The sequence below is a fragment of the Ferrimonas sp. YFM genome (assembly GCF_030296015.1).
GTDB lineage: Bacteria > Pseudomonadota > Gammaproteobacteria > Enterobacterales > Shewanellaceae > Ferrimonas.
The window spans coordinates 881,514-902,906 of record NZ_AP027368.1 but is presented as its reverse complement, the minus strand read 5'-3'; the positions used below and the strand labels follow the sequence as shown (position 1 = coordinate 902,906).

19 protein-coding genes, 1 pseudogene and 1 other annotated feature are annotated in these 21,393 nt (G+C 60.6%); of the genes and pseudogenes, 7 read left to right on the top strand and 13 right to left on the bottom strand.

The genetic code is table 11. The features are described from left to right. Positions 1-5 precede the first annotated feature (5 nt). The 4 genes from thrC to QUE41_RS04305 form a co-directional block, all read right to left on the bottom strand. The gene (gene thrC / locus QUE41_RS04320) at positions 6-1,277 is read right to left on the bottom strand and encodes a threonine synthase (protein WP_286341704.1); all 1,272 of its coding nucleotides are present in this window, start codon (positions 1,275-1,277) and stop codon (positions 6-8) included. Positions 1,278-1,282: 5 nt separating this feature from the next. Beyond that, complete coding sequence (gene thrB, locus QUE41_RS04315) at positions 1,283-2,218, bottom strand: homoserine kinase (protein ID WP_286341703.1); 936 nt, start codon at positions 2,216-2,218, stop codon at positions 1,283-1,285. A 1-nt stretch (position 2,219) separates the two neighbouring features. Continuing rightward, positions 2,220-4,670 (bottom strand): bifunctional aspartate kinase/homoserine dehydrogenase I, encoded by a 2,451-nt coding sequence (thrA, locus tag QUE41_RS04310; RefSeq protein WP_286341702.1) that lies wholly within the window; start codon positions 4,668-4,670, stop codon positions 2,220-2,222. A 242-nt stretch (positions 4,671-4,912) separates the two neighbouring features. Beyond that, positions 4,913-5,593 carry a tRNA/rRNA methyltransferase gene (locus tag QUE41_RS04305; protein ID WP_286341701.1) on the bottom strand — a complete coding sequence of 227 codons (681 nt, stop codon included), beginning with the start codon at positions 5,591-5,593 and terminating at the stop codon, positions 4,913-4,915. A 199-nt stretch (positions 5,594-5,792) separates the two neighbouring features. Here QUE41_RS04305 and aceK point away from each other — a divergent pair, with 199 nt between their 5' ends. Together aceK and slyD are read left to right on the top strand one after the other, a co-directional pair. After that, on the top strand, positions 5,793-7,490 hold the full coding sequence (aceK, locus tag QUE41_RS04300) for a bifunctional isocitrate dehydrogenase kinase/phosphatase (protein WP_286341700.1): 1,698 nt from the start codon (positions 5,793-5,795) through the stop codon (positions 7,488-7,490). Between the two features lie 99 nt (positions 7,491-7,589). Beyond that, the gene (slyD, locus tag QUE41_RS04295) at positions 7,590-8,165 is read left to right on the top strand and encodes a peptidylprolyl isomerase (protein ID WP_286341699.1); all 576 of its coding nucleotides are present in this window, start codon (positions 7,590-7,592) and stop codon (positions 8,163-8,165) included. 69 nt (positions 8,166-8,234) lie between these two features. Here the strand turns inward: slyD and QUE41_RS04290 are convergent, their stop codons facing one another. After that, positions 8,235-9,089 (bottom strand): universal stress protein, encoded by an 855-nt coding sequence (locus tag QUE41_RS04290; protein WP_286341698.1) that lies wholly within the window; start codon positions 9,087-9,089, stop codon positions 8,235-8,237. Between the two features lie 109 nt (positions 9,090-9,198). On the opposite strand from QUE41_RS04290, the gene QUE41_RS04285 reads away from it, so the two are divergent. Beyond that, entirely contained in the window at positions 9,199-10,422 is a 1,224-nt protein-coding gene (locus QUE41_RS04285; RefSeq protein ID WP_286341697.1) for a cation:proton antiporter, read from the top strand. Positions 10,423-10,425: 3 nt separating this feature from the next. On the opposite strand, the gene QUE41_RS04280 is transcribed toward QUE41_RS04285, so the two are convergent. From QUE41_RS04280 to trpR, 3 genes are all read right to left on the bottom strand, one after another. Then, complete coding sequence (locus QUE41_RS04280) at positions 10,426-10,662, bottom strand: hypothetical protein (protein WP_286341696.1); 237 nt, start codon at positions 10,660-10,662, stop codon at positions 10,426-10,428. Positions 10,663-10,850: 188 nt separating this feature from the next. Next, positions 10,851-12,107 carry an amino acid permease gene (locus QUE41_RS04275; RefSeq protein ID WP_286341695.1) on the bottom strand — a complete coding sequence of 419 codons (1,257 nt, stop codon included), beginning with the start codon at positions 12,105-12,107 and terminating at the stop codon, positions 10,851-10,853. Between the two features lie 21 nt (positions 12,108-12,128). Next, a complete protein-coding gene (gene trpR, locus QUE41_RS04270; RefSeq protein WP_286341694.1) occupies positions 12,129-12,416 on the bottom strand; it encodes a trp operon repressor in 288 nt (95 codons plus the stop codon). A 180-nt stretch (positions 12,417-12,596) separates the two neighbouring features. Between trpR and QUE41_RS04265 the strand changes: the two genes are divergently transcribed. Continuing rightward, positions 12,597-13,052 carry a c-type cytochrome gene (locus tag QUE41_RS04265; RefSeq protein ID WP_286341693.1) on the top strand — a complete coding sequence of 152 codons (456 nt, stop codon included), beginning with the start codon at positions 12,597-12,599 and terminating at the stop codon, positions 13,050-13,052. 57 nt (positions 13,053-13,109) lie between these two features. Here the strand turns inward: QUE41_RS04265 and QUE41_RS04260 are convergent, their stop codons facing one another. Continuing rightward, entirely contained in the window at positions 13,110-13,754 is a 645-nt protein-coding gene (locus QUE41_RS04260; protein WP_286341692.1) for a cytochrome b/b6 domain-containing protein, read from the bottom strand. A 274-nt stretch (positions 13,755-14,028) separates the two neighbouring features. On the opposite strand from QUE41_RS04260, the gene hpf reads away from it, so the two are divergent. From hpf to QUE41_RS04245, 3 genes and pseudogenes are all read left to right on the top strand, one after another. Further along, positions 14,029-14,367: a ribosome hibernation-promoting factor, HPF/YfiA family gene (gene hpf, locus QUE41_RS04255; protein ID WP_286341691.1), complete on the top strand. Its 339-nt coding sequence runs from the start codon at positions 14,029-14,031 to the stop codon at positions 14,365-14,367. Positions 14,368-14,467: 100 nt separating this feature from the next. Beyond that, positions 14,468-14,590 (top strand) — a sequence feature (Phe leader region). A gap of 39 nt (positions 14,591-14,629) precedes the next feature. Further along, positions 14,630-15,769: pseudogene (locus QUE41_RS04250) on the top strand (chorismate mutase); the annotation flags it as partial. A 134-nt stretch (positions 15,770-15,903) separates the two neighbouring features. Then, positions 15,904-17,769, top strand: a complete 1,866-nt coding sequence (locus QUE41_RS04245) for a methyl-accepting chemotaxis protein (RefSeq protein ID WP_286341690.1) — start codon at positions 15,904-15,906, stop codon at positions 17,767-17,769. A gap of 58 nt (positions 17,770-17,827) precedes the next feature. On the opposite strand, the gene tyrA is transcribed toward QUE41_RS04245, so the two are convergent. The 4 genes from tyrA to trmD form a co-directional block, all read right to left on the bottom strand. Beyond that, a complete protein-coding gene (gene tyrA / locus QUE41_RS04240) occupies positions 17,828-18,967 on the bottom strand; it encodes a bifunctional chorismate mutase/prephenate dehydrogenase (RefSeq protein WP_286341689.1) in 1,140 nt (379 codons plus the stop codon). Beyond that, positions 18,967-20,043: a 3-deoxy-7-phosphoheptulonate synthase gene (locus QUE41_RS04235; RefSeq protein ID WP_286341688.1), complete on the bottom strand. Its 1,077-nt coding sequence runs from the start codon at positions 20,041-20,043 to the stop codon at positions 18,967-18,969. The genes tyrA and QUE41_RS04235 overlap by 1 nt, the downstream gene beginning before the upstream one ends. Before the next feature lie 208 nt (positions 20,044-20,251). Then, entirely contained in the window at positions 20,252-20,599 is a 348-nt protein-coding gene (gene rplS, locus QUE41_RS04230; protein WP_084643864.1) for a 50S ribosomal protein L19, read from the bottom strand. 32 nt (positions 20,600-20,631) lie between these two features. Continuing rightward, positions 20,632-21,381: a tRNA (guanosine(37)-N1)-methyltransferase TrmD gene (gene trmD, locus QUE41_RS04225; RefSeq protein ID WP_286342906.1), complete on the bottom strand. Its 750-nt coding sequence runs from the start codon at positions 21,379-21,381 to the stop codon at positions 20,632-20,634. Positions 21,382-21,393: the final 12 nt, after the last annotated feature.

Sequence of the window (21,393 nt, the reverse complement as noted above, 5' to 3'; positions counted from 1 at the left end):
GTAACTCAGAGCAGCTTGGCCCTCAGCTCCTCGAAGGAGTTCGCCAGAAACTCACTGAGCAGAGGCTTGACCGCCGCCTGGGCCAGCGCCTCAGGCAGGGGCAGATCCAGACCCAGCAACTCATCCACCGACTCCTTGAACTTGGCCGGATGGGCGGTGCCCAGGAAGATGCCGCACTCCTCCGGATTAAGAGACAGAGACAGTGCCCGGCTGGCCACCGCCGCATGGGGCTCAGACAGGTAGCCTCCCTTGTGCAGGGCGGTCAGTTGGGTTTCACACTCCGCCTCGGAGACCGCCACCCCTTCCAGCTGAGCCAGGGACCAGCCCTTCGCCTGACACAGGGCCTCGACCCTGGGCCAGTTGTTGGGGGCAGACACATCCATGGCGTTGGAGCGGGTGGCCACCGTAGGACGCACCTCCCACTGACCGTTAGACAGGTAACGGGGGACGGTGTCGTTGCTGTTGGTGGCGGCGATGAAGCGTTTCACCGGCAGGCCCATCGCCTTGGCCAGCAGGCCGGCGGTCAGGTTGCCGAAATTGCCACTGGGCACGGAGATCACCGCCTGATGACGGCGCTCCTCGGGCAGTTGAGCCACCGCCTCGAAGTAGTAGCAGATCTGTGCCAGCAACCGGGCGATGTTGATGGAGTTGGCGGAGTTCAGGCCAATGGCCTGCTTCAACGGCTCATCCTCAAACGCCAGCTTCACCAGGGACTGGCAGTCATCGAAGCTGCCCGCCACCGACAGGGTCTGGATGTTGCCCCCCAGAGTACAGAACATCTTCTCCTGCAGGGAGCTGATGCGCCCCTCGGGGTAGAGGATCACCACCTTGATGTTGTCCAGGCCATAGAAGGCATCGGCCACGGCGGCGCCGGTGTCCCCCGAGGTGGCGGTGAGGATGGTCAGAGACTCCTCCCCGGCCAGGTGGGAGAGGACCCGTGCCAGGAAGCGCGCGCCGAAATCCTTGAAGGCCAGGGTGGGACCATGAAACAGCTCCAGGCAGTACTGGCGGTCACACACCTGGGCCAGGGGGGCATCGAAGGTGAAGGCGTCACGCACCAGGGAGGCGACTGTCTCCTCACCCAGCTCATCGCCCAGCCAGGCATTCAGAATGGCCACGGAGCGATCCACAAAGGGCATGGCCAGCAACTCGTCGACGTTGTCCAGCTTCGGCAGGCTCGAGGGGAAAAACAGCCCGCGGTCCCTGCCCAGTCCCTGGCGCACGGCCTGGGAGAAGCTGACGGTCTGATCGGGATGTTTCAGGTTATAGAGTTCCATGGTGGTTACTTCTCGCTCTGGTAGATAACCCCATCCTCCGCCAGCCGGCAGATATGGGCGAAACCCCTGGCATTGGCCAGGTAACAGGTGTCCAGGTAGGTCTTGGCCCGCTGGGCGCTCTCTGGGTCACGGCAGACGGCAAACAGGGTCGGCCCGGACCCGGAGATCCCCACGGCGTCGGCGCCCAGTTCAGCCAGGGCGGACTTGGCCGCCACAAACCCGGGGATGTGGGCCGCCCGGTAGGGCTCTGCCAGCTCATCTTTGAGCATGGCCAGGGCTTGTTGCTGGTCCTGGCGGTAACAGGCGTCTACGAAGGCCGCCAGGTTCTGGCCAAAGGCGATGGTGGTGCCCTTGTCATACTGTTCGGGCAGCAGCGCCCGCATCTTGGCGGTGGACAGGCTGATCCCCGAGTAGGCCACCACCCAGTACCAGTCGTCGAACGCAGGCAGCTTGCGGGCAAAGTCCGCCACCATCAGTTGCAGCCCGCCCAGGTAGCTGGGCGCCACATTGTCATAGTGAATGGAGCCGGAGATCTGCCCCTCCAGTTCCCCCATCAACCTGAGCAGCTCCACCTCATTCAGGGGATCACCGAAAAAGCGGTTGAGGGCGGCACAGGCGGCCACCACAGAGCTGGCACTGGAGCCCAGGCCACTGCCCACCGGCAGATTCTTCTCCAGGGTCAGTGACAGGGGCTGAGGCGCCAGGCCACTGGCTTCGAAAAACGCCTCCACCGCCCTGAGTACAATGTTCTCGGCCGGGTCTTTGGGCAGCACGTCTTCATAGGGGCCGCAGCAGGCGAACGCCGGCGCATCGGCGTCCTCGACGCTGACCCTGTCGCCGAGGCGGCTGCCATCCACAGGTTGCAGGGCGGCGCCGAGCAGATCGAAGCCGACACTGACGTTGCCCATGGAGGCGGGGGCATAAGCGGTCACTTTGGCCATATCAGCCCTCCTTCTGCCAAGCCTGGGTACGCAGGATGTCGGCGAAGACCCCGGCGGCGGTCACCGCGGTGCCGGCGCCGTAACCGCGCAGGACAAAGGGCAGTGGCTGATAGTAGCGACTGTAAAAGGCCAGGGCGTTTTCCCCGCCCTTGATGGCATACAGGGGATGCTCAGGTGCCACCGCCTGAACCGCCACCTTACAGCTGCCGTCCGCTTCGATGGCGCCCACATAGCGCAGCACCTTGTTCTCGGCCTTGGCCGCGGCGACCATCTGGGCCACCTCGGCATCCGCCTGGGGCAGGTTGGCCATAAAGCTGTCGGTGTCGCCACTGGCATCGAAGGAGGCAGGCAGCACACTCTCCACCTGGATGTCCTCCATCTCCAGCTCCAGGCCGGCCTCTCGTGCCAGAATCAGTACCTTACGAGCCACGTCCATGCCCGCCAGATCCTCCCGGGGATCCGGCTCGGTAAAGCCTTTCTCCCGCGCCCGGGTGGTGGCGTCGGAGAGGGAGACCCCCTCCTCCAGCAGACCAAAGATGTAGGAGAGCGAGCCGGAAAGGATGCCGCCGAAGCTGTGCAGCTCGTCGCCGGCACGCAGCAGCCCCTGCAGGTTATCGATCACCGGCAGGCCGGCCCCCACGTTGGTTTCATAGAGGAACTGACGGCGCTGGCGGCGGGCCACCTGGCGCAGCTCCCGGTAATAGGCCATGTCGGCGGTGTTGGCTTTCTTGTTGGGGGTCACCACGTGCAGGCCGGCGTTCATGGCATCCACATAGCGGGCCCCCAGGGCATCGCTGGCACTGCAATCCACCAGCACCGGATTGGTCAGCTTGGCGTCGTGGGCAAAGGCAAACAGCGCCTCCAGGCACATGGGCTGCCCCTTGACCTCAAGCTGCTCCCGCCAGTCGTCCAGGCCGAGACCATGAGGGTCCAGCAGCATCTGCCGGGAGTTGGCCACGCCACAGACCCGCAGCGCCACATGATGATCATTGAGGGCCTGCTGCTGCTGATTGATCTGACTGAGCAGCTCGGCGCCCACCTGACCACAGCCCACCAGCAGCACATCCACGTAGAGGCGGCTGTCGAAGAAATTCTGATGGCAGATGCGCAGGGCGGCAGCGGCATCATCGTTGCGGATCACCGCAGAGATGGCTCTCTCCGAGCTGCCCTGGGCGATGGCGGCAATGTTGATGGAGGCCTGGGCCAGGGAGCGGAAGAAGCGGGCGGCGACCCCTTTGCGGGTCTTCATGCCATCGCCCACCAGGGTGACGATGGCCATGCCGGGCATCAGTTCCAGGGGATCGAGCATCTCGCTCTTCAGTTCCAGGGCGAAGGTCTCCTCCAGGGCCTGTACCGCCAGCTCCTGGTCCTGCTCCTCCACACAGAAGGAGATGGAGTATTCCGAGGAGCTCTGGGTGATCAGGCTTACTGACACACCGGCCAGGCTCATGGCGTCAAACACCCGGGCTGCCATGCCAACCATCCCCTTCATCCCGGGGCCGGAGACACTGATCATGGTCTGTTCCGCCAGGTGGCTGACCGCCTTCACCGCGTCACTGCCCGCCCCCTCCTGATGGATCAGGGTGCCCAGGGCCTGGGGATTCAGGGTATTGCGGATGCGGCAGGGGATCTGGTGCTGGGCGATGGGGGCGATGGTTCTGGGGTGCAACACCTTGGCACCGAAGTAGGAGAGCTCCATCGCCTCCTTGTAGCTCATCTCTTCCAGCAGGCGGGCATCGGGCACCAGGCGGGGATCGACGCTGTAGACCCCGTCCACATCGGTCCAGATCTCGCAGCTGTCGGCGTGCAGGCAGGCGGCCAGGGCGGCCGCGGAGTAATCTGAGCCATTGCGGCCCAGGGTAACGGTCTGCCCCTCCTGGTTGCAGGCGGTAAAACCAGGCATCACCCAGAAACGGTACTCCCCAACAGGCAGAGAAGCCAGACGTTGGCGGGAAGCCTCGATGTCCACCTGGGCATCCAGGGCTTCTCCCCGGGCCATCAGGTAACGTCTGGGCTCCAGAAACGCATTGCGCTCGCCCCGGGCGGTAAGCAGGGCCATCATCATGTGCACCGACAGGCGCTCACCGACCACCATCACTTCCGCCACCACCTCATCGGGGCAACGTCCCAGCAACGCCACCCCCTGAAGCTTCTGAGCCACCTGGGCCAGCTCCTGTTGCCACAGGGCCATCAGGGCTTCACGAGCCTCCAGATCCAGTTCGGCGCCGTCGCTGAGCTCGTCCAGAGTCTGACGGACCGGCTCCAGCAACTCATCACTGTAGCCGGCCACCGCCCGATATACCGCCGACTCCAGGGCATTGGTGACCCCCTTGGGTGCAGACAGCACCAGCGCCAGAGAGAACCCCTCGACGCTCTCCTGTGCCAGAGTCGCCACCTGGGCAAACCGTTCTGCACTGGCCAGGGAAGAGCCCCCGAACTTCATCACCTTCATCTCGTCTCTCCTGTTGTGCCCTGCCCAAAACGAAGAAAGCCCGCTTTGGGAGCGGGCTTTCTGGTAACTGAATTTGTGGTTTGTTCAGATACTAGCAGCCCGCCCCGCGACCGGTGGTACCGGTGCCGGTAATCACGATAATGGTGGTGATTACAGCGTGCATATTTAGCATCGTTTTATGAATAAACCTTTAAATTTGTCTTACCTGTTACTTGAACTGAAAGGCGCCGAAGAGTCAAGGACTATTTTTTCAGCGCCTTTTCGATGTCTCCCATCAGGGTGTGCGCCATTGACACATCCCTTTGATTTAAAAGACCTAAGCGATCTTTGAGCCACAGGCGCAACGGGTCATTCTCAGCAACATTCAAATCATTCATCAAGGTTATGGAGCGCTGTTTCAGTGCCGAAAGCGGTCCTTCGCCAGATGCGTCCGGCACCGGAGTCTGGGGAACCCGGGAAAACTCGTAGGCGTAAAGCATGGCAGCCTGGGCCAGATTCAGAGAGGGGTAGGGGTTGGCCAGGGGAATGGTGGTCAGCAGATCCGCCAAGGCCAGATCCGCGTTGGACAAGCCTGACTCCTCACAGCCAAACACCAGGGCAACCCTGGGGGCCGCCTCACCCAGAGCCCTGACCTTTTCTGCCGCCTGGGCCGGGGAGTGCAATACCCGTTTGTCGCCTCGGCGACGGGCGGTGCTGGCAATCACCAGATCCTGATCGGCCACTGCCTCGGCCAGGGTGGCAAAACTCTGTGCCTGACTCAGCAGCTCCTGACTGCCGTGGGCCACCCAGCCCGCTTCCTCACTCAGGTGTGCCTGGGAGGCCACCACCCTCAGCCGTTCAAATCCCATGGTCTTCATGGCACGAGCCACGGCGCCCACGTTTTCTCCCCGGGCAGGGGCCACCAGAATAAAGGTCAGTTCCACACTCTCTCCTCGTGCGCAGGTGCCGCATCAGGCGGGCATTGGCGCAAAAAAGCCCATCAAGGCGCTGTACACCTTAAAACATTTGCGGCCAAGGGTAATGAAATCCCATTGAGAAGCAAGGTGGGTGACGGTAGGTTAGAGGGTGCAGGGGTGAGGATCACACGCCCCAGGTCCCGCAGTCAGGTAAGGAGTACCACAGATGGACAAGGGCACCCCGAAACGGCTCGCCTACCGTATTCTCACCGGGTTCGACCAACACTACCGGCTCTTCTCCCGGGTCAATGCCGGCGCCCCGGAGCGATTTCTCAGTGCCGACTGGGCCGGCGTTCAGCGCGCCCAGAAGCAGAGAATCCGCTTCTACAGCCAGCGGGTATCGGAAACCGTCGCCGCCCTGATGGCCAGACTGGACAGCCTGACCATCTCCACCGAGCTGTGGCGCGCCGCCAAGAGTGAATACAGCGTCCTGTTGCAGGGCCACCCCCAGGCCGAGCTGGCAGAAACCTTCTTTAACTCGGTGTTTGCCAGGCTGTTTCGCCATCGGGGGCTGGACAATCAGCATCTGTATATCCACACCGCCAGTGCCCGGCGCGCCCCCTTTGCTCCTCATCAGCTATGCTGGCGCTTCCATCTGGGGGAGCGTCCCAAAGAGGCGTTTCGCCGTGCCCTGGGCTACGCCAGGTTGCTCAATGCCTTTGAGAACATAGACCAGGATCTGGACAAGCTGCATCAGAGGCTGGAGCCGGTGATGGACAGGCTCAAAGCCCATGATGTGGAGTTTCTCAAACCGGTCTTCTACCGAAACAAAGGCGCCTATCTGGTGGGGCGACTCATTGGCCACAGAGGGGAATCCCCGCTGATTCTGCCCATTCGCCATGGAGATGCGGGACTGGCACTGGATGCGGTGATCACCCGCCAGGATGACTGTTCGGTGATCTTCAGCTTTACCCGGGCCTATTTCATGGTGGAGACCGACCGCCCTGCCCTGCTGCTGCGCTACCTGCGCCACCTGATGCCCAACAAGTCCTGGGCAGAGCTCTACACCGCCATCGGCCTGCAAAAACACGGCAAGACCGAGTTCTACCGCTCCTTCCTCAGCCACCTCAACACCAGCAGCGATCAGTTTGTCATCGCCCCGGGGATCAAGGGGATGGTGATGAGCGTGTTCACCCTGCCCTCCTATGATGTGGTGTTCAAACTGATCAAGGACAGCTTCGCTCCGCCCAAGGAGAGCAGCAAAGCCGAGGTGATGGAGAAGTACAACCTGGTGAAGGAGCACGACCGGGTAGGCAGGATGGCGGACACCCAGGAGTTTCGTAACTTCGCCTTTCCCCGCCACAGATTCAGCCCGGCCCTGCTGGATGAACTGATGACCTGCGCTCCGTCCGAAGTGGAGTTGGATGGCGACAGAATCATCATCCGCCACCTCTATATTGAGCGGCGCATGACCCCTCTCAACATCTATCTGGATGATGCCGACGACCTCCACCTGCACCGGGCCATCGGCGAGTATGGCAACGCCATCAAGCAGCTGGCCGCCGCCAATATCTTCCCCGGTGACATGCTGTTTAAAAACTTTGGCGTCACCCGCCATGGCCGCGTCGTGTTCTACGACTACGACGAAATCGATTATATGACCGACTGCAACTTCCGGGTGATTCCGCCACCGCGCTACCCGGAGGATGAGATGGCGGCGGAGCCCTGGTACTCGGTAGGGCCCAAGGACATCTTCCCGGAGGAGTTTGGTCGTTTCCTGCTGGGACGTGCGGAGATCCGCAAGAGCTTTATGGCCCAGCACAGGGATCTGCTTCAGGCCAGCTACTGGCAGGGACTGCAAAGCCAGATCCGAGACGGCATCTACCCGGATATCCGCCCCTACCGCCAGGAGTGCCGGCTCTGATCCCCCTTTGGAGGTAAAAATGTCGCCTCAGTCATGGTGCAGCAAGGGTGAAAGCCGTATGATTTGGCCTTTTACACTCATCTGTTTTTGGAGTTCAGGATGAAAATTGCTGCTAATACCGTCGTTACCATGCACTACCGTCTGCGTGACGGCGAAGGCGAACTGATCGAAGACTCCTTCGGCGGTCAGCCTATGCAGTACCTGCATGGGGCCAACAACCTGATCCCAGGCCTGGAAGCACAACTGGCCGACAAAGCGGCCGGCGACAAGCTGGAAGCGGCTGTTGCCCCAGAGCAAGCCTATGGTCCTTATCAGGAGGGCCTGAAGCAGGAGGTGCCTCTGGCCGCCTTCGGCGACATCGAAGACATCACCCCTGGCATGCGCTTTATGGCGGAAACCGACCAGGGTCCTGCCCCTGTAGTGGTCGCCGAAGTCCGCGATGACACCGTTGTCGTTGACGGCAACCACCCTCTGGCCGGCGTTACCCTGCAATTCGAAGTGGAAGTGGTTGAAGTACGTGCCGCGACCGAAGAGGAGATCGCTCACGGTCACATCCACGCGGCCGGCGGCTGTGGTGGCGGTTGCAGCGACAAGGGTGACGATCACGAGTGTTGTGGCGGCACCGGCGAGTGCGGTGACCACGGTGAAGGCAAAGGCGGCTGCGGCTGCCACTAAGGGTTCATTCCCGCCTTCAGGAAAAACGGCAGCTCAGGCTGCCGTTTTTTATTGCCGAGCGATGCGAGATTACTGATCGAATTGGGGCACCACCAGCAGATGGCTGTGCATCTTGCTGAGGATCTCCTCGGCGGTGTTGCCCATCACATACCCCAGAATCCCCTTGCGCTGACGGGCTCCGATGACGAAATACCCCACCTGCAGCTTGTTGGCCAACTGAGGCAGGCACTGGGTTTCATCCCCCACCATCACATGCACCTGGTCCTTGGGCAATCCCAGAGACTCCAGCAGCAGCGCGTTGTTGCGATAGACATCTTTCACCAGCTGCCGGGTATCCACCACCTCCAGATCGCGGATCACCCGTGACAGATGCACCACATAAGCCAGATGCAGCTCACCACCGGTCGATTTCACCAACTGCTTGGCCTGATGGAGCAGCTGCTGATTAAGCATCTGCTTAGACTCACTCTTGCCGCTGAGATCCAGCGCCACCAGCACATCCTGAGCCCTGGCCCTGTGGTTGTCGGTAAACAGCATCAGTGGCACCCGGGTCTGGCGAATCAGGTGCCAGTCTGTGGGCAGCAGGTGGTCGCTCTTGCGATAGGATTTGACGATCATCGACGCCCCTTGATCGCCCAGGGCGGCCACATCTTCGGCCAGATATTCGGCCCAGCGCACCGTCACCGGGATGCCCCCTCCCAACTGAGACATCCTGGTGTGGAGCTTATCGTCCAGCTCACTCATCAGGCGATTTTTGATGGACTCCACCAACTCAGGCGTCATCCCATCTGTGGTAGGCATCGACTCGTGGCAGTAGCCCACCACCTCGGCATCCATCTTCAGTGTTTGTGCCAGCTCCACTCCCTTGGCCAAGGCGTCAAATTGATCATCGTCCCTGGGAGCCACGATCAAGATCTTGCTCATAGTCCCTCCTCTGTCGCTTTTAAACACCAGAGTTCCGAAGAAATTCTATGATTTAAACATAGTCTAACCAGAGCAAGCCCACCGAGCTTTGCCGCCTAAAGGAGCCCTCATGCATCTGGACACCTTCCTGCTCAGCCTGCTGTTGATGCTGTTGCTGGCCAAGATTCTGGCCCAGCTATGCTGGCGTCTTGGGCTGCCCGCTGTAGTCGGAGAGCTGAGCTCAGGCCTGATCCTTGGGCCGTCACTGCTGGGCTGGGTCACCCCTCATCCCCAGCTGCACAACTTGGCTGAGCTGGGGGTGGTCACCCTGATGTTCGTCATCGGCTGCGAGACCTCCATCAAGCGCCTGCTGCACAGCGGCCACAGGGTGATCACCGTCGCCCTGAGCGGGGTGCTGGTGCCCGCGATGCTGATTCCTCCCTTCGTCCACTGGTTGTTGCCCGCCCCGCCCCTTGAAGCCCTGTTCTTTGGCGTGGCCCTGACCGCCACCAGCATAGGTATCGCCATGCGGGTGCTCAGGCTCAATCACCAGGACAAGGGGGTAATGGGACACACCATCCTGGGGGCGGCCATCATCGACGACGTAATTGGGGTGCTGCTGCTGGGGCTGATGTTCAGCCTCTCCAACGGCGATACGGAACCGGTTGGGCTGGTCATGCAACTGGTGACCATAGTGCTGTTTCTGATGCTGGCTCCCGTGGCCACCAGGGTGATCATCTATCTGATCAAACCCTTGACCAAACAAGATATGTTACCGGGCTTCCACGCCAGTACCGTGCTGCTGCTGATCTGCCTGTTTGGCTGGCTGGCCCACCTGTGTGGCACACCACCGCTGCTGGGCGGCTTTGCCGCCGGCCTGGGGATCTCCCGCCACTTTACCTCTCCCTGGTCCAAGTGGCTGGTCAACCCCTTCCCCTTCACCCGCAAGCTGGAACAGGCCTCTGGACCACTCAATGATGTGCTGGCCCCCCTGTTTTTCAGTTATGTGGGACTGAGCATCAACCTGAACCAACAGGCTCTGACGCCGACCGCGCTGATCATTGCTCTGGTCCTGACGGTCCTGGCGGTCCTGACCAAGCTGCAGTGCGGACTGTGGCTGTCGGGGAGTTGGCGGCAGAAGCTGATGGTGGGCAGCGCCATGGTACCCAGGGGTGAAGTGGGCCTAGTGTTCGCCGAGATGGGACGACAGGTAAACCTGTTGGGGGACGAAAGCTTCGCCATGCTGGTGCTGGTGATCACCCTCACCACCATAGTCGGGCCTGTGGTGCTCAAATGGGCCTGCACCCACCCTGGGCCGAGGGAAGATGTCAGGGGGCAGGCGCCCCCTGGCTAAGGGCTACGCCTCTCCCTTGCGCGCCTTGACCACTTTCTCCACCGCCTTAAGCGCATGGGCTTCGGTGGGCACCTCTCCGGCATTGAGATCCAGAGGGACCCGCTTGTGCATGCCGGTGATGTCCTCAGCCAGATGCAACCAGTCCGGGTGCCAAAAAAGCGTCACTTCAGAGTCCACCTGCCAACGGTGCACGCCGCTGTCCTGGCCTTGATAGTTAATGTTGCCGGGTTCCCAATCCATGCTGCTCTCCTCAGTTAGCTCCAGCCTCTTATTCAACTCTAGGCGGAAACCCCGTTAACAGACCTGAGGCAGCTCAATGTTTGACAGGTAATACAATTCGGCGCCGCCCAGGGGCGGCGCCGATGATCTCAGAGGCGCTCCGGCCAGTGTCAGCCCTAGAAGATCCGGCCGACACCGACAACACGTTGTTACGGGTAACTCGGCAACATCTTCAAAAGGGCCAGGCTCTCGCACACAATCACCAGCAGACCGAAGCCCAGCACCAGATAGAGACGCAGGTTGCCACCGGAGACCCTGAACCCTTCGCTGGCACCGCGGCGACGCAACACCAGGGCGATGGAACAGGGCAGCACCAAGACGAAGATGCTGGCCAGCAGAGAGGCATAGCCGATGGCCACGATGAAGCCATCTGGAATGGCCACCGCCAGGGTCAGGGTGGGCAGGAAGGTCACGGCCCCGGCCAGGGCGGTATCTCTTGCGCTGTCGCCCAGCCCCAATTGGTCTTTCATAAAGTCCAGCAGTCCCAGGGCCACCCCCAGGAAGGAGCTGGCCAGGGCAAACTTGGCGAAGAAGCTGAGCAGGGTATCGATAAACTGACCGTCCACCGCATCGCCCACAGCGCCAATCAAAGCACTGACGTTACCCCCGGAGGCCACCACCTGAGCGAAGTCGGTACGGGAGACGGTGCCCAGGATGGCAAACTGCCACAGGACATAGATGGCCAGGGCCAACAGGCTGCCACCGAGGATCGCCTGACGTGACTTGCGGATATCCATGTCATAGTGTTTGACGATGCTGGGTACGGTACTGTGGTAGCCGAAGCTCAGGGCCAGCACCGGAATCCCCAACCAGATGTAGGGCAGTGTCTCCCCCATACCCACTTCGGGGAACAGGTTGGTGGAGGTCACCTCGGCGGACAGCATGCCGATGGAGGTGATGAAGGTGATCACCATGGCACCGATCATGATAGTGCTCACCCGATCCACCGCCCGGCTGCCCAGCAGCACGATGCCGCCAAGCACAATGCCAAACACCAGGCCCGCCTGCCAGTTGGCCAGGCTCAGACCGAACCCCGCCTCCAGGCTGGAGGCCAGCACCGAGGATCCCCCGGAGATGTAGGCGTAACAGAGGATGTAGCTGACAAAGCCCACGGTGCAGAGCGACGCGATCACCCCGGGGACACCCAGGGTGTCCCTGGCCATGGTGGCGTAGCTGGCACCGGCATGGTAGTTGAGGTTGGCCTCGGCCAGGTACATGGCGGAGCTGTAACAGCAGTAGCAGCAGAGGGCGAGGATGATCACCGACCACCCAAACCACATGCCGGCGCTCATCACCGGCAGTGACAGCATGCCAGCGCCAATGGCGGTGCCGGCGATGATCATCGCCCCTCCCAGGATTCCGGGTGAGGCCTGTTTTGCTGATGTCTCTAATACTACTTCTGACATCGATGTCTCCGTTGTAACTCGTTAACTGGGCCCCAGCAGCATCTCCTGCATCAGGGCGCGCTGGGGGTCGGGCAGATGTTTTAATGTGTTTGAACAACGAGTGATGGTGGCAATGCTGACATTCAGCGTCGAAGCGATCTGCCTCTGGGTCATCTCCCCCTGCAACAGGGCGCGAAACACCGCCAACCGGGCGCCTATGGCTTCCCGTTCATCCGGGGTCAGCAGAAGAGAGAACAGAGGATTCAGTGACTCCTTACCACTCAGTCCGGCGATGAGGTCGAGCGCCTCATCCCAATACTCAGATTCCATATCGTTTTTGGTCTCCACATGTAATGCCGTAGCATTACACCGCTACAGCAGGACAAAGGCGAGCGGTTTTTCCCGTCATGAGAGGCTGAGCCACTTTCAGAAACAATTGTGAGCTTGGTCACGGACACATTTGCGCGTTACTATTCACATGAGCAAAACAACGACAGGGAAAAAGCAACAATGACAAGAAGTTCTATGCTGTTGGCCGCACTGCTGGCCATGAGCGGCTCAGTCGCAGCCGAAGGTGCCTTCAACACTCCGGAGGATGCCATCAAGTACAGGCAACACGCCTTCCAGCTGATCAAGGAAAACTTTGGCGACATGTACGCCATGATTAAGGGCAAGAAGGAGATGGATGACGCCGCGTTCCAGCGCCGGGCGGAGCATCTGGCCATGCTGGCCAACATCCCCTTCGATGCGTTCAAGGTGGCTGGCTCCAACAAGGGCGATACCGAAGCCCTGGCCTCGGTCTGGAGCGACAACGCCAAGTTCAACGACATCGCCAAGGAGTTTCAACTGGCCTCCTCCAATCTGGCGACCGCCTCCGCCAGTGGCGACGCCGGCGCCATCAAGAAGGCGTTTGGTGCCACAGGCAAGACCTGCAAAGGCTGCCACGATCAGTTCAAGCAGGACTGATTGCCGAGCACAGAAAAGGGCTGCATCTGCAGCCCTTTTTTAGTTTATGGCTCCCCACTACCAGAGGGGAAGAATCAGGCCAAACAGCACCCCGGAACTGGTCAGGGTCAGGGGCAGCAACCAGCGCATGGGCGTCTTGGCGTTGCAGCGACGTCCTTCGGCGGTAAACCCATAACCGGTGAGCATCGCCTCCACCAGATTCACCCCGTTGAGCCGATAAAAGAGAATGGCCGTCAGATGCAGTGCCACACTGGCCAGGATCAGATCAAAGATCAGGTGATGCAGGCTGGTCAGGGTGGACGCCAGCTGGCTGCTGACATAGGGATAGAGGGGCCCTTCGGTGAGGATGTCATCGGTGGCAAACAGCCCGGTGATCACCTGCCCCATCAACAGCAGCAGCATCACCAGCACCATGTAGCCACCGGCGGGATTATGCCCGAAGTAGGGACGCTTGTGGTGGCGCCAATGGGCCAGATAATGGATAACGGCGCCGGGGCGGCGCAGGAAGTGATCGAATCGTGCCGTAGTGGTGCCGACAAAGCCCCAGAGCACTCTCATCAGCAGCAGGGTCATCAGCAGGTAGGCACAGGTCATGTGCCACTCCATCATGCCCTGATCTGCGGTATACCAACACAGAGGCAGCAACAAGGCCGTCCCCCAGTGAAAAAGGCGGACCATGCCGTCCCAGATCTTCACCTTCACCTTAAACTCCTTGGAATCCGGTCTGGGCCAGGCGTTTTTAAGGCGGTTATTTCCTAGACGAACCGCAGCACTCCCTTGCCCTAAATCCCACCCATAATGCGCCGCTTTTGATTATCCCACAAGCGAAAATCTGTGTTTTTTTAACCTAAGTTGAACCGATTGCGTATCTTTCCGACATTCGACAAAAAGGTGATCAAGATCACTTTACCCATACGCAAAAGTGGAGTTAGTCTGAAGTTGAACCTGATTTTGGGTCATACAGAAGGGGAACTCTATGAGAATTGAAATCACCAGCAAACACCTCGCCGTAACCGACCCCATCCGTGAACGCATCGAAAGCCGTTTTGAGAAACTGAATCGACACGATGTCGACCTCATCAGCCCCCATGTGATCATCACCCAGGAGGGCAACGACTTCCAGATAGAAGCGTCCATGGGCGTCCCCAGCGGTAAACTGTTTGCTAAAGCTTCTCATGAGAACCTGTACAACGCCATCAATCAGATGGGACAGAAACTGGAGCGTCAGCTGAACCGCCACGCTCACAAAGATCAGGCCAAGCGTCATGTCAAACCCGCCGCCGTCGAGGTGGAAGAGGAGGAGAGCGCGGCCTAAGACTCCCCCGTACGTTCAGATGAGGAGTGCGCCGGCAAACGCCGGCGCTTTGCGTTGTTGACAAAAGCATCGACGAGCCGCTAGTGTAGCCCAATGATAAAAATTCAGATTCACAGGTTTTTTATTTTCTTTTTTGCACCACCCAGATAGGGAGGCGAAATGCGGGTGCCAAAACGAAAATAGATGACCCAGCAAGCCTCCCTCACCGGGAGGCTTTTTTGTATCCGGCGGGCCAGGCCCTCAGAGCAGCAACGAGGATAAGATGGACTTAAACAAGATAAGAACCGACATCAATCAGGTAGACAACGATCTTCTGGCCCTGCTGGCGAAGCGGCGTCAGCTGACCCTGAATGTGGCCAGAAGCAAGGAGATCGACCTAAAGCCGGTTCGGGATCAGGAACGGGAACATCAGCTGCTGGAGAAGCTGGTGGCCCTGGGCAAGGATCAGGGGCTGGATGCCCAGTATGTGGTCCGCCTGTTCCAGACCATCATCGAAGATTCGGTGCTGCGTCAGCAGGCCTGGCTGCAAGGCCGGCAGAACACCAGCCAGGATCTGGTGACCGTGGCCTACCTGGGCGCACGGGGCTCCTACAGCCACATCGCCGCTCAGGGCTACTTTACCCGCCGGGAGATGTCCATGGTGGAGATGGGTTGCCCGGACTTCCATGAAGTGATTCAGGCGGTGGAACAGGGCAACGCCGACTACGGCATACTGCCGATTCAGAACACCTCCTCCGGATTCATCAACGAGGTCTACGACCTGCTGCAGCAGACTCATCTGCAGATTGTCGGCGAAACCACCGAGACCATAGGCCATTGCCTGCTCACCCTGCCCGGTGCCGATCTGGACGCCATCGATACCATCTACGCTCACCCCCAGGTCCTGTCCCAGTGCAGCAATCATCTGCGCGGCTACCCTGGGGTGAAGCTGGAGTACTGCGCCAGCTCCGCCCACGCCATGGCCCTGGTCGCCGATGGCAAAGATCCCACCAAGGCCGCCATCGCCAGCCAGGCCGGCGGGGCCCTCTATGGCCTGGAGGTTCGCCGGGAGAAACTGGCCAACCAGGCCGACAACGAAAGCCGCTTTATTCTGGTGGCACGAAAGGCCAAGGAGGTGCCGGTCCAGGTGCCCGCCAAGACCACGCTGATCATGGCCACGGGACAGAAGGCCGGCGCCCTGGTGGACGCCCTGCTGGTGCTGAAGAACAACGGCCTCATCATGAGCAAGCTCACCAGCCGCCCCATCCCCGGCAACCCCTGGGAGGAGATGTTCTACCTGGATGTGGAAGCCAACCTCAGCAGCGGTCCCATGCAGCAAGCCCTGTCTGAGCTGGTGCCCATCACCCGCTTCGTCAAGGTGCTGGGCTGCTATCAGAGTGAACGCATCCTGCCGACGGAACTGGAATAAACAACACGCGGCCCGAGAGGGCCGCTTTTTTTTCTGTATTTACCACAACTTAACCACGAATTAATGAAATGTTGTGACCGTTGGCCGGGTCTGTTCTATCACCCTTAGCTTTCCCATGGATGGTCCCCATGCTGACACTGGCCGAACGCCTGATGGCTCGCCTCTCCTTCCGCTCCAAACTGCTGGTATTGGCCCTGCTGCTGATGCTGCCCCTGCTGGCCCTGTTGCTGCCCTTCATCGGCCAGCAACTCAGTGCACTGAACCAGATTGAGCGGGCCCTGACGACCCAGACCCAGTTGAGCAGCCTCAAGCCCATCTGGCAGCGGCGCGCCGACCTCGACCTGGCCCTGGCCCTGGCCCAGGGGCAAGCTGTCCAGCCGCTGTCACTGCCGGCTTCCCTGCCCGCGTCCCTGCGCCCCCTGCTGCAGGGTACCCAGAGCAGCGATGTGGACAGCATCCGCCAATGGCTGTCAGATCAGACCCGCCAGGGCGAATTGGACAACCTGATCTCCGACCCCTTGCTGCTGAGCCTGTGGAGCTCTGAGCTGGTGGCCTGGCAGCTGGAACTGGCCCGCCTGGATGGCCAGGTGACCGCCCTGCTGAACCAGGGGCGCTTTACCCCGGAGCTCTATCTGGGCCTCAGTGGCCAGATGGAGCGATTGCAGCGCCAACTGCGCTCCCTCACTACGGCCATGACCAAGGCCCGCACCCAGCAACCTCAGCTGTGGCGCCAGGCCGACCCCACCACGGAGATCCGCCGCTACCTGGAGTGGGTACAGCGTCACTTCCTCGATGCCGACAACATTGATGTCAGCCTCAATCCCGGACCGGAGCAACAACGACTCGCCAGCCAGCTGGATGCAACCGGTGTCCAGCTGGGCAACACCCTGGCATTCCAGTTGAATCAAGCCAGGCAGGATACCCACTATAGGCTGTGGCTCCACTCCGGCCTGTTGCTGGCCACCCTGGGGCTGGCCCTGTGGCTCACCGCCGGCTTCTACCGCCAGGTATCCAGCATGGTAGGAGAAACCGCCCGGGCCGCCGCCGCCTTCGCTCAGGGCGATCTCGGCCACAGGGTCCCCATCAGCGGCCGGGATGAACTGAGCCGCATCGGACAACAATTCAATGCCCTGGCCGCGGCCACCGCGTCCCTGGTTCAGGAGAGCAAGAGCACCACCACTCAGGTTCGTCAGCAGAGCCGTCAGGTGCTGGCGGCCGCCGCCGACACCAGTGACGCCACCCGTCGTCAGGACAGCCAGCTGACCGAATTGTCGGACACCAATACCCGGGTGGCGGACCACGCCCGGCAGATGGCGGGCAGGGCTCAGGAGGAGGTGAAGGTGGTGGCCGGGCTGCGCGACAGGATGAACCAGGGCCTGGCTTTGATGGCCCAGGCCGGAGAGGAGGTGGAAGGGGTCAGTCAGCGCATCCATCAGGCCCAAACCACCACCGCCGCCCTGGACCGCACCACAGAACAGATCGACTCTGTGGTAAAGGAGATCGCCCAGATCGCCGAACAGACTAATTTGCTGGCACTCAATGCCGCCATCGAGGCCGCCCGGGCCGGCGAGCAGGGACGGGGCTTCGCGGTGGTGGCCGACGAAGTGCGCACCCTGGCGACCCGCACCGCCAACTCCACCGGCGAGATTCGCCAGATGATTGAACTGGTGGTCTCCACCACCGCCGAAGTCGTGGAAGCGATGGACCAATCCACCGACCAGGCCAGCAGCGCTGACGGCCAGGTTAAGGCGCTGGCTCAGGCACTGTCAGAGCTGGAGCAGGGGCTGGCCGGAATAGAGACCAGCAGCCGGGATGTGGCCGACGCCTGTCAGGCCCAGGTGGATCTCACCGCCCAGGTGCAACACCTGGTGCAGGAGGGACAGCAGCAGCTGCACACCGCCGTGGCCGCCTCGGAGCAAAGCAGCCACGCCAGTCGCGCCCTGGAGACTCTGGCGGGCGATCTGGACCAGCAGCTCAGTCGTTACCGGGCGTGACGCGGCCTAAGATCAAAAAGAGGTGCCTGATGGCACCTCTTTTTTCTATCGACTCAACTCAGCCTTCGCTGCGATTGTCGTTGGCACTGAGCAGCATATTGCCACTCTCACTCTGGAACTGCTGGGCGAAGTCACCGAACCACTGGGCGATGTCGTCGAACTGCGCCTCAAACGCCTCCTTGTCCCCCTGCTCGAGGAACTTCAGCGCCTCCTGGTAACGCTCCAGGTAGTGACGCGCCCGGGCCAGGGTGTCCGGCTGGGAGAAGATGATGTCGCCGTAGAGCTTGGCATCCTGGGCAAACAGTCGGCCCACCATCGCCAGCTCCAGGCGGTAGATGGGGGAGCTGAACTGCAGCAGCTGGTCCAGATCCGCCCTCTCCCGACGCAGATGCGCACCGTAGACAAAGGCGGTGAAGTGGCGCATCGCCTGCACCAGTTGCATCGCCTGATCGTGCTCGGCGGCGGACGCTTCATGGAGGCGAGCCCCCCAGATGCGGATCTGCTCCAGCAGCCAGGCGTACTTCTGCTCCTCACGGCCGTGACACACCACCACCACCTGTTTGGCCAGGCTGGCGAGATCCGGGCCAAACATCGGGTGCAGGCCCACAACCGGCCCTTTGTGACTGGCCAGCATCGCCGCCAGAGGCGCCTGTTTGATACTGGTCAGATCCAGCAGCACACACTCTTCGGGCAGCTTGGGCAACTTCTCAATCACCTGGGTGGTGTTGTGGATAGGCACCGAGACCACCACCACACCGGCGCCCTCGAGGATGGCATCGGCCTTGGGCCAATCCTCCTTGTCGAGGATGCGCACCTCGTAGCCGGAGAGACGGAACAGCTGACTGAACAGGGTGCCCAGCTTACCGGCACCGCCGACGATCACCACAGGGCCCACGTCCGGATTGATGCACTTGAAGCCGACGTCATTCTCACTGGCGTAGGACTCACGCATGATGCGGCGCAAAAGGTCCTCAATCAGCTGGGGCGGCACCCCCATCAGCGAGGCTTCATCACGACGCTTCATCAGCATCGCCGCCTCCCGCTTGGGGGCGTAGATGGGCACCCCCTGCTCATGTTTGATCACCCCCACCTCGGACACCAGGTCCAGGCGGCGGCGCAACAGGGTCAGCAGCTCCTTGTCCACCTCATCGATGCGGTCGCGCAAACGCTCCAGTTCGATACTGCTTCGTTCAGCCATCAGGCACCTCCGAATCGGGTTGGCAGCACAGGGGCCAGATCCTCCGCGCCCTTGCGCAGCAGATCGGCGGTGGTGTCCCAGTCGATGCAGGCATCGGTAATGGAGACACCATAGGTCATCTCCTCCCGGGCCAGATCCGAGGACTGGTTACCCTCATTCAGGTGGCTCTCCAGCATGATGCCGATGATGGAGGTGTTGCCCTCGATGATCTGATTAAACACATTCTGAGCCACCAGGGGCTGACGGCGGTGATCTTTGGAGGAGTTGCCGTGGCTGCAATCCACAATCAGCCGGGAGTTCAGGCCCGCCTCATGCAGCTGACGGGTGCACATCTCCACGTTGACCGAGTCGTAGTTGGGCTGCTTGCCGCCGCGGAGGATCACATGGCCGTCCGGGTTACCTTGGGTCTGCAGCAGGGCCACCTGCCCCGCCTGGTTGATCCCCATGAAGCGGTGACCGCTGGCGGCGGACTTGAGGGCGTTCATCGCCACGTCCAGCTTGCCGTCGGTGCCGTTCTTGAAGCCCACAGGCATGGACAGGCCGGAGGCCATCTCCCTGTGAGTCTGAGATTCGGTGGTACGGGCGCCGATGGCGGACCAGGAGAACAGCTCCGCCAGGTACTGTGGGCTGATGGGGTCCAGGGCCTCGGTGGCCACCGGCATCTCCAGCTCCGCCAGCCAGATCAGCAGCTCACGGGCGGCACGCAGCCCTTTGGCCACGTCGAAGGAGTTGTCCATGTCCGGATCGTTGATCAGTCCCTTCCAGCCCACTGTGGTGCGGGGTTTTTCGAAGTAGACCCGCATCAGGATAAACATCTGATCGCCCACCTCTTCCTGCAGCTTCTTCAGCTTCAGGGCGTACTCTTTGGCCGCGTCCACATCGTGGATGGAACAGGGGCCGGTCACCACCAGCAGTCGGTTATCACGTTTGTGGACGATGTCGGCGACCTGGGCACGGGCGCCGTTGATATATCGATAGGCATGCTCGGAGAGGGGCAACTCGTTTTTCAGCTGCTCCGGGGTAATCAGGACCTGTTCAGATTGAATGTGGATGTTGTTAATACTGTCCTTTTGCATTTCTGCGTCTCCAAGTATGACCCATCGGTAAAGCGATTCGATGAGTAAGTTAACCCAACCGGTGCTTCCGGCCTGAGTTCACCATGCCTTTTATGGATAGGAGATGCAAGTAAATGCTGAACTGGATGAGAATTCGCTGGCAAAGCCTTATAAAACGATAAAAGCCCGCCGAAAGGGCGGGCTTTTACCAGTTTCAACTAAGAAATTCTTAGTTGAGGCGCTCGCGGATACGGGCAGCCTTACCAGTACGACTACGCAGGTAGTACAGTTTGGCACGACGAACGCGACCACGACGCTCTACTTTGATGCTTTCTACCAGCGGAGAGTGAGTCTGGAACGCACGCTCTACGCCTTCACCATTAGAGATTTTACGTACAGTGAACGCAGAGTGCAGGCCACGGTTACGCTTAGCGATAACCACACCCTGGAAAGCCTGAAGACGGGTCTTGTTACCTTCGGTTACACGAACCTGTACAGTAACGGTGTCACCAGGGCCGAACGCGGGTACGTCCTGCTTCATTTGCTCTTGTTCAAGCTGCTTAATGATGTTGCTCATAATGTCTCTCTTCCTAGATTAAACTGAAAACTCTAACGTTCATCCTGACCCTGCTGGGCGACGAACTCGGCAAGCAACTTGGCTTGCTCGTCAGTCAGAGCTAGGTTGTCAAGTAACTCGGGCCGTCGTTGCCATGTGCGTCCAAGGGACTGCTGCAACCGCCAGCGCCGAATCGATTCATGATTGCCGCTTAACAGGACTTGCGGAACCTGTTGACCATCCAGAACCTCCGGACGGGTGTAGTGAGGACAATCCAGCAGGCCATCCGAGAAGGAGTCCTGCTCTGCCGAAGCCTGCTTTCCCAACACCCCAGGCACCAGCCTGGATACGGCGTCGATCAAGTTCATGGCCGGCAGCTCACCACCACTGAGAACATAGTCACCAACGGACCACTCCTCATCAACTTCCGACTGGATGATGCGCTCGTCGATACCTTCGTAACGACCACACACCAGCACCATGCGCTTGTTCTGAGCCAGCTCCTCCACACCCTGTTGGGTCAGTGGACGGCCCTGAGGCGACAGGTAGATCACCTTAGCCTCGTCACCCGCTTCGGCCTTGGCCGCACGGATGGCATCGCGCAAGGGCTGCACCATCATCAACATTCCCGGACCACCACCATAAGGACGGTCATCCACGGTGCGATGTCGATCATGGGTGAAATCACGAGGATTCCACGTCTGCAATCCAATCAAGCCGTTTTTCACGGCGCGACCGGTTACCCCAAACTCAGTCACAGCACGAAACATCTCGGGAAACAGGGTAACGACCCCCAACCACATTGCGTTCGCTTG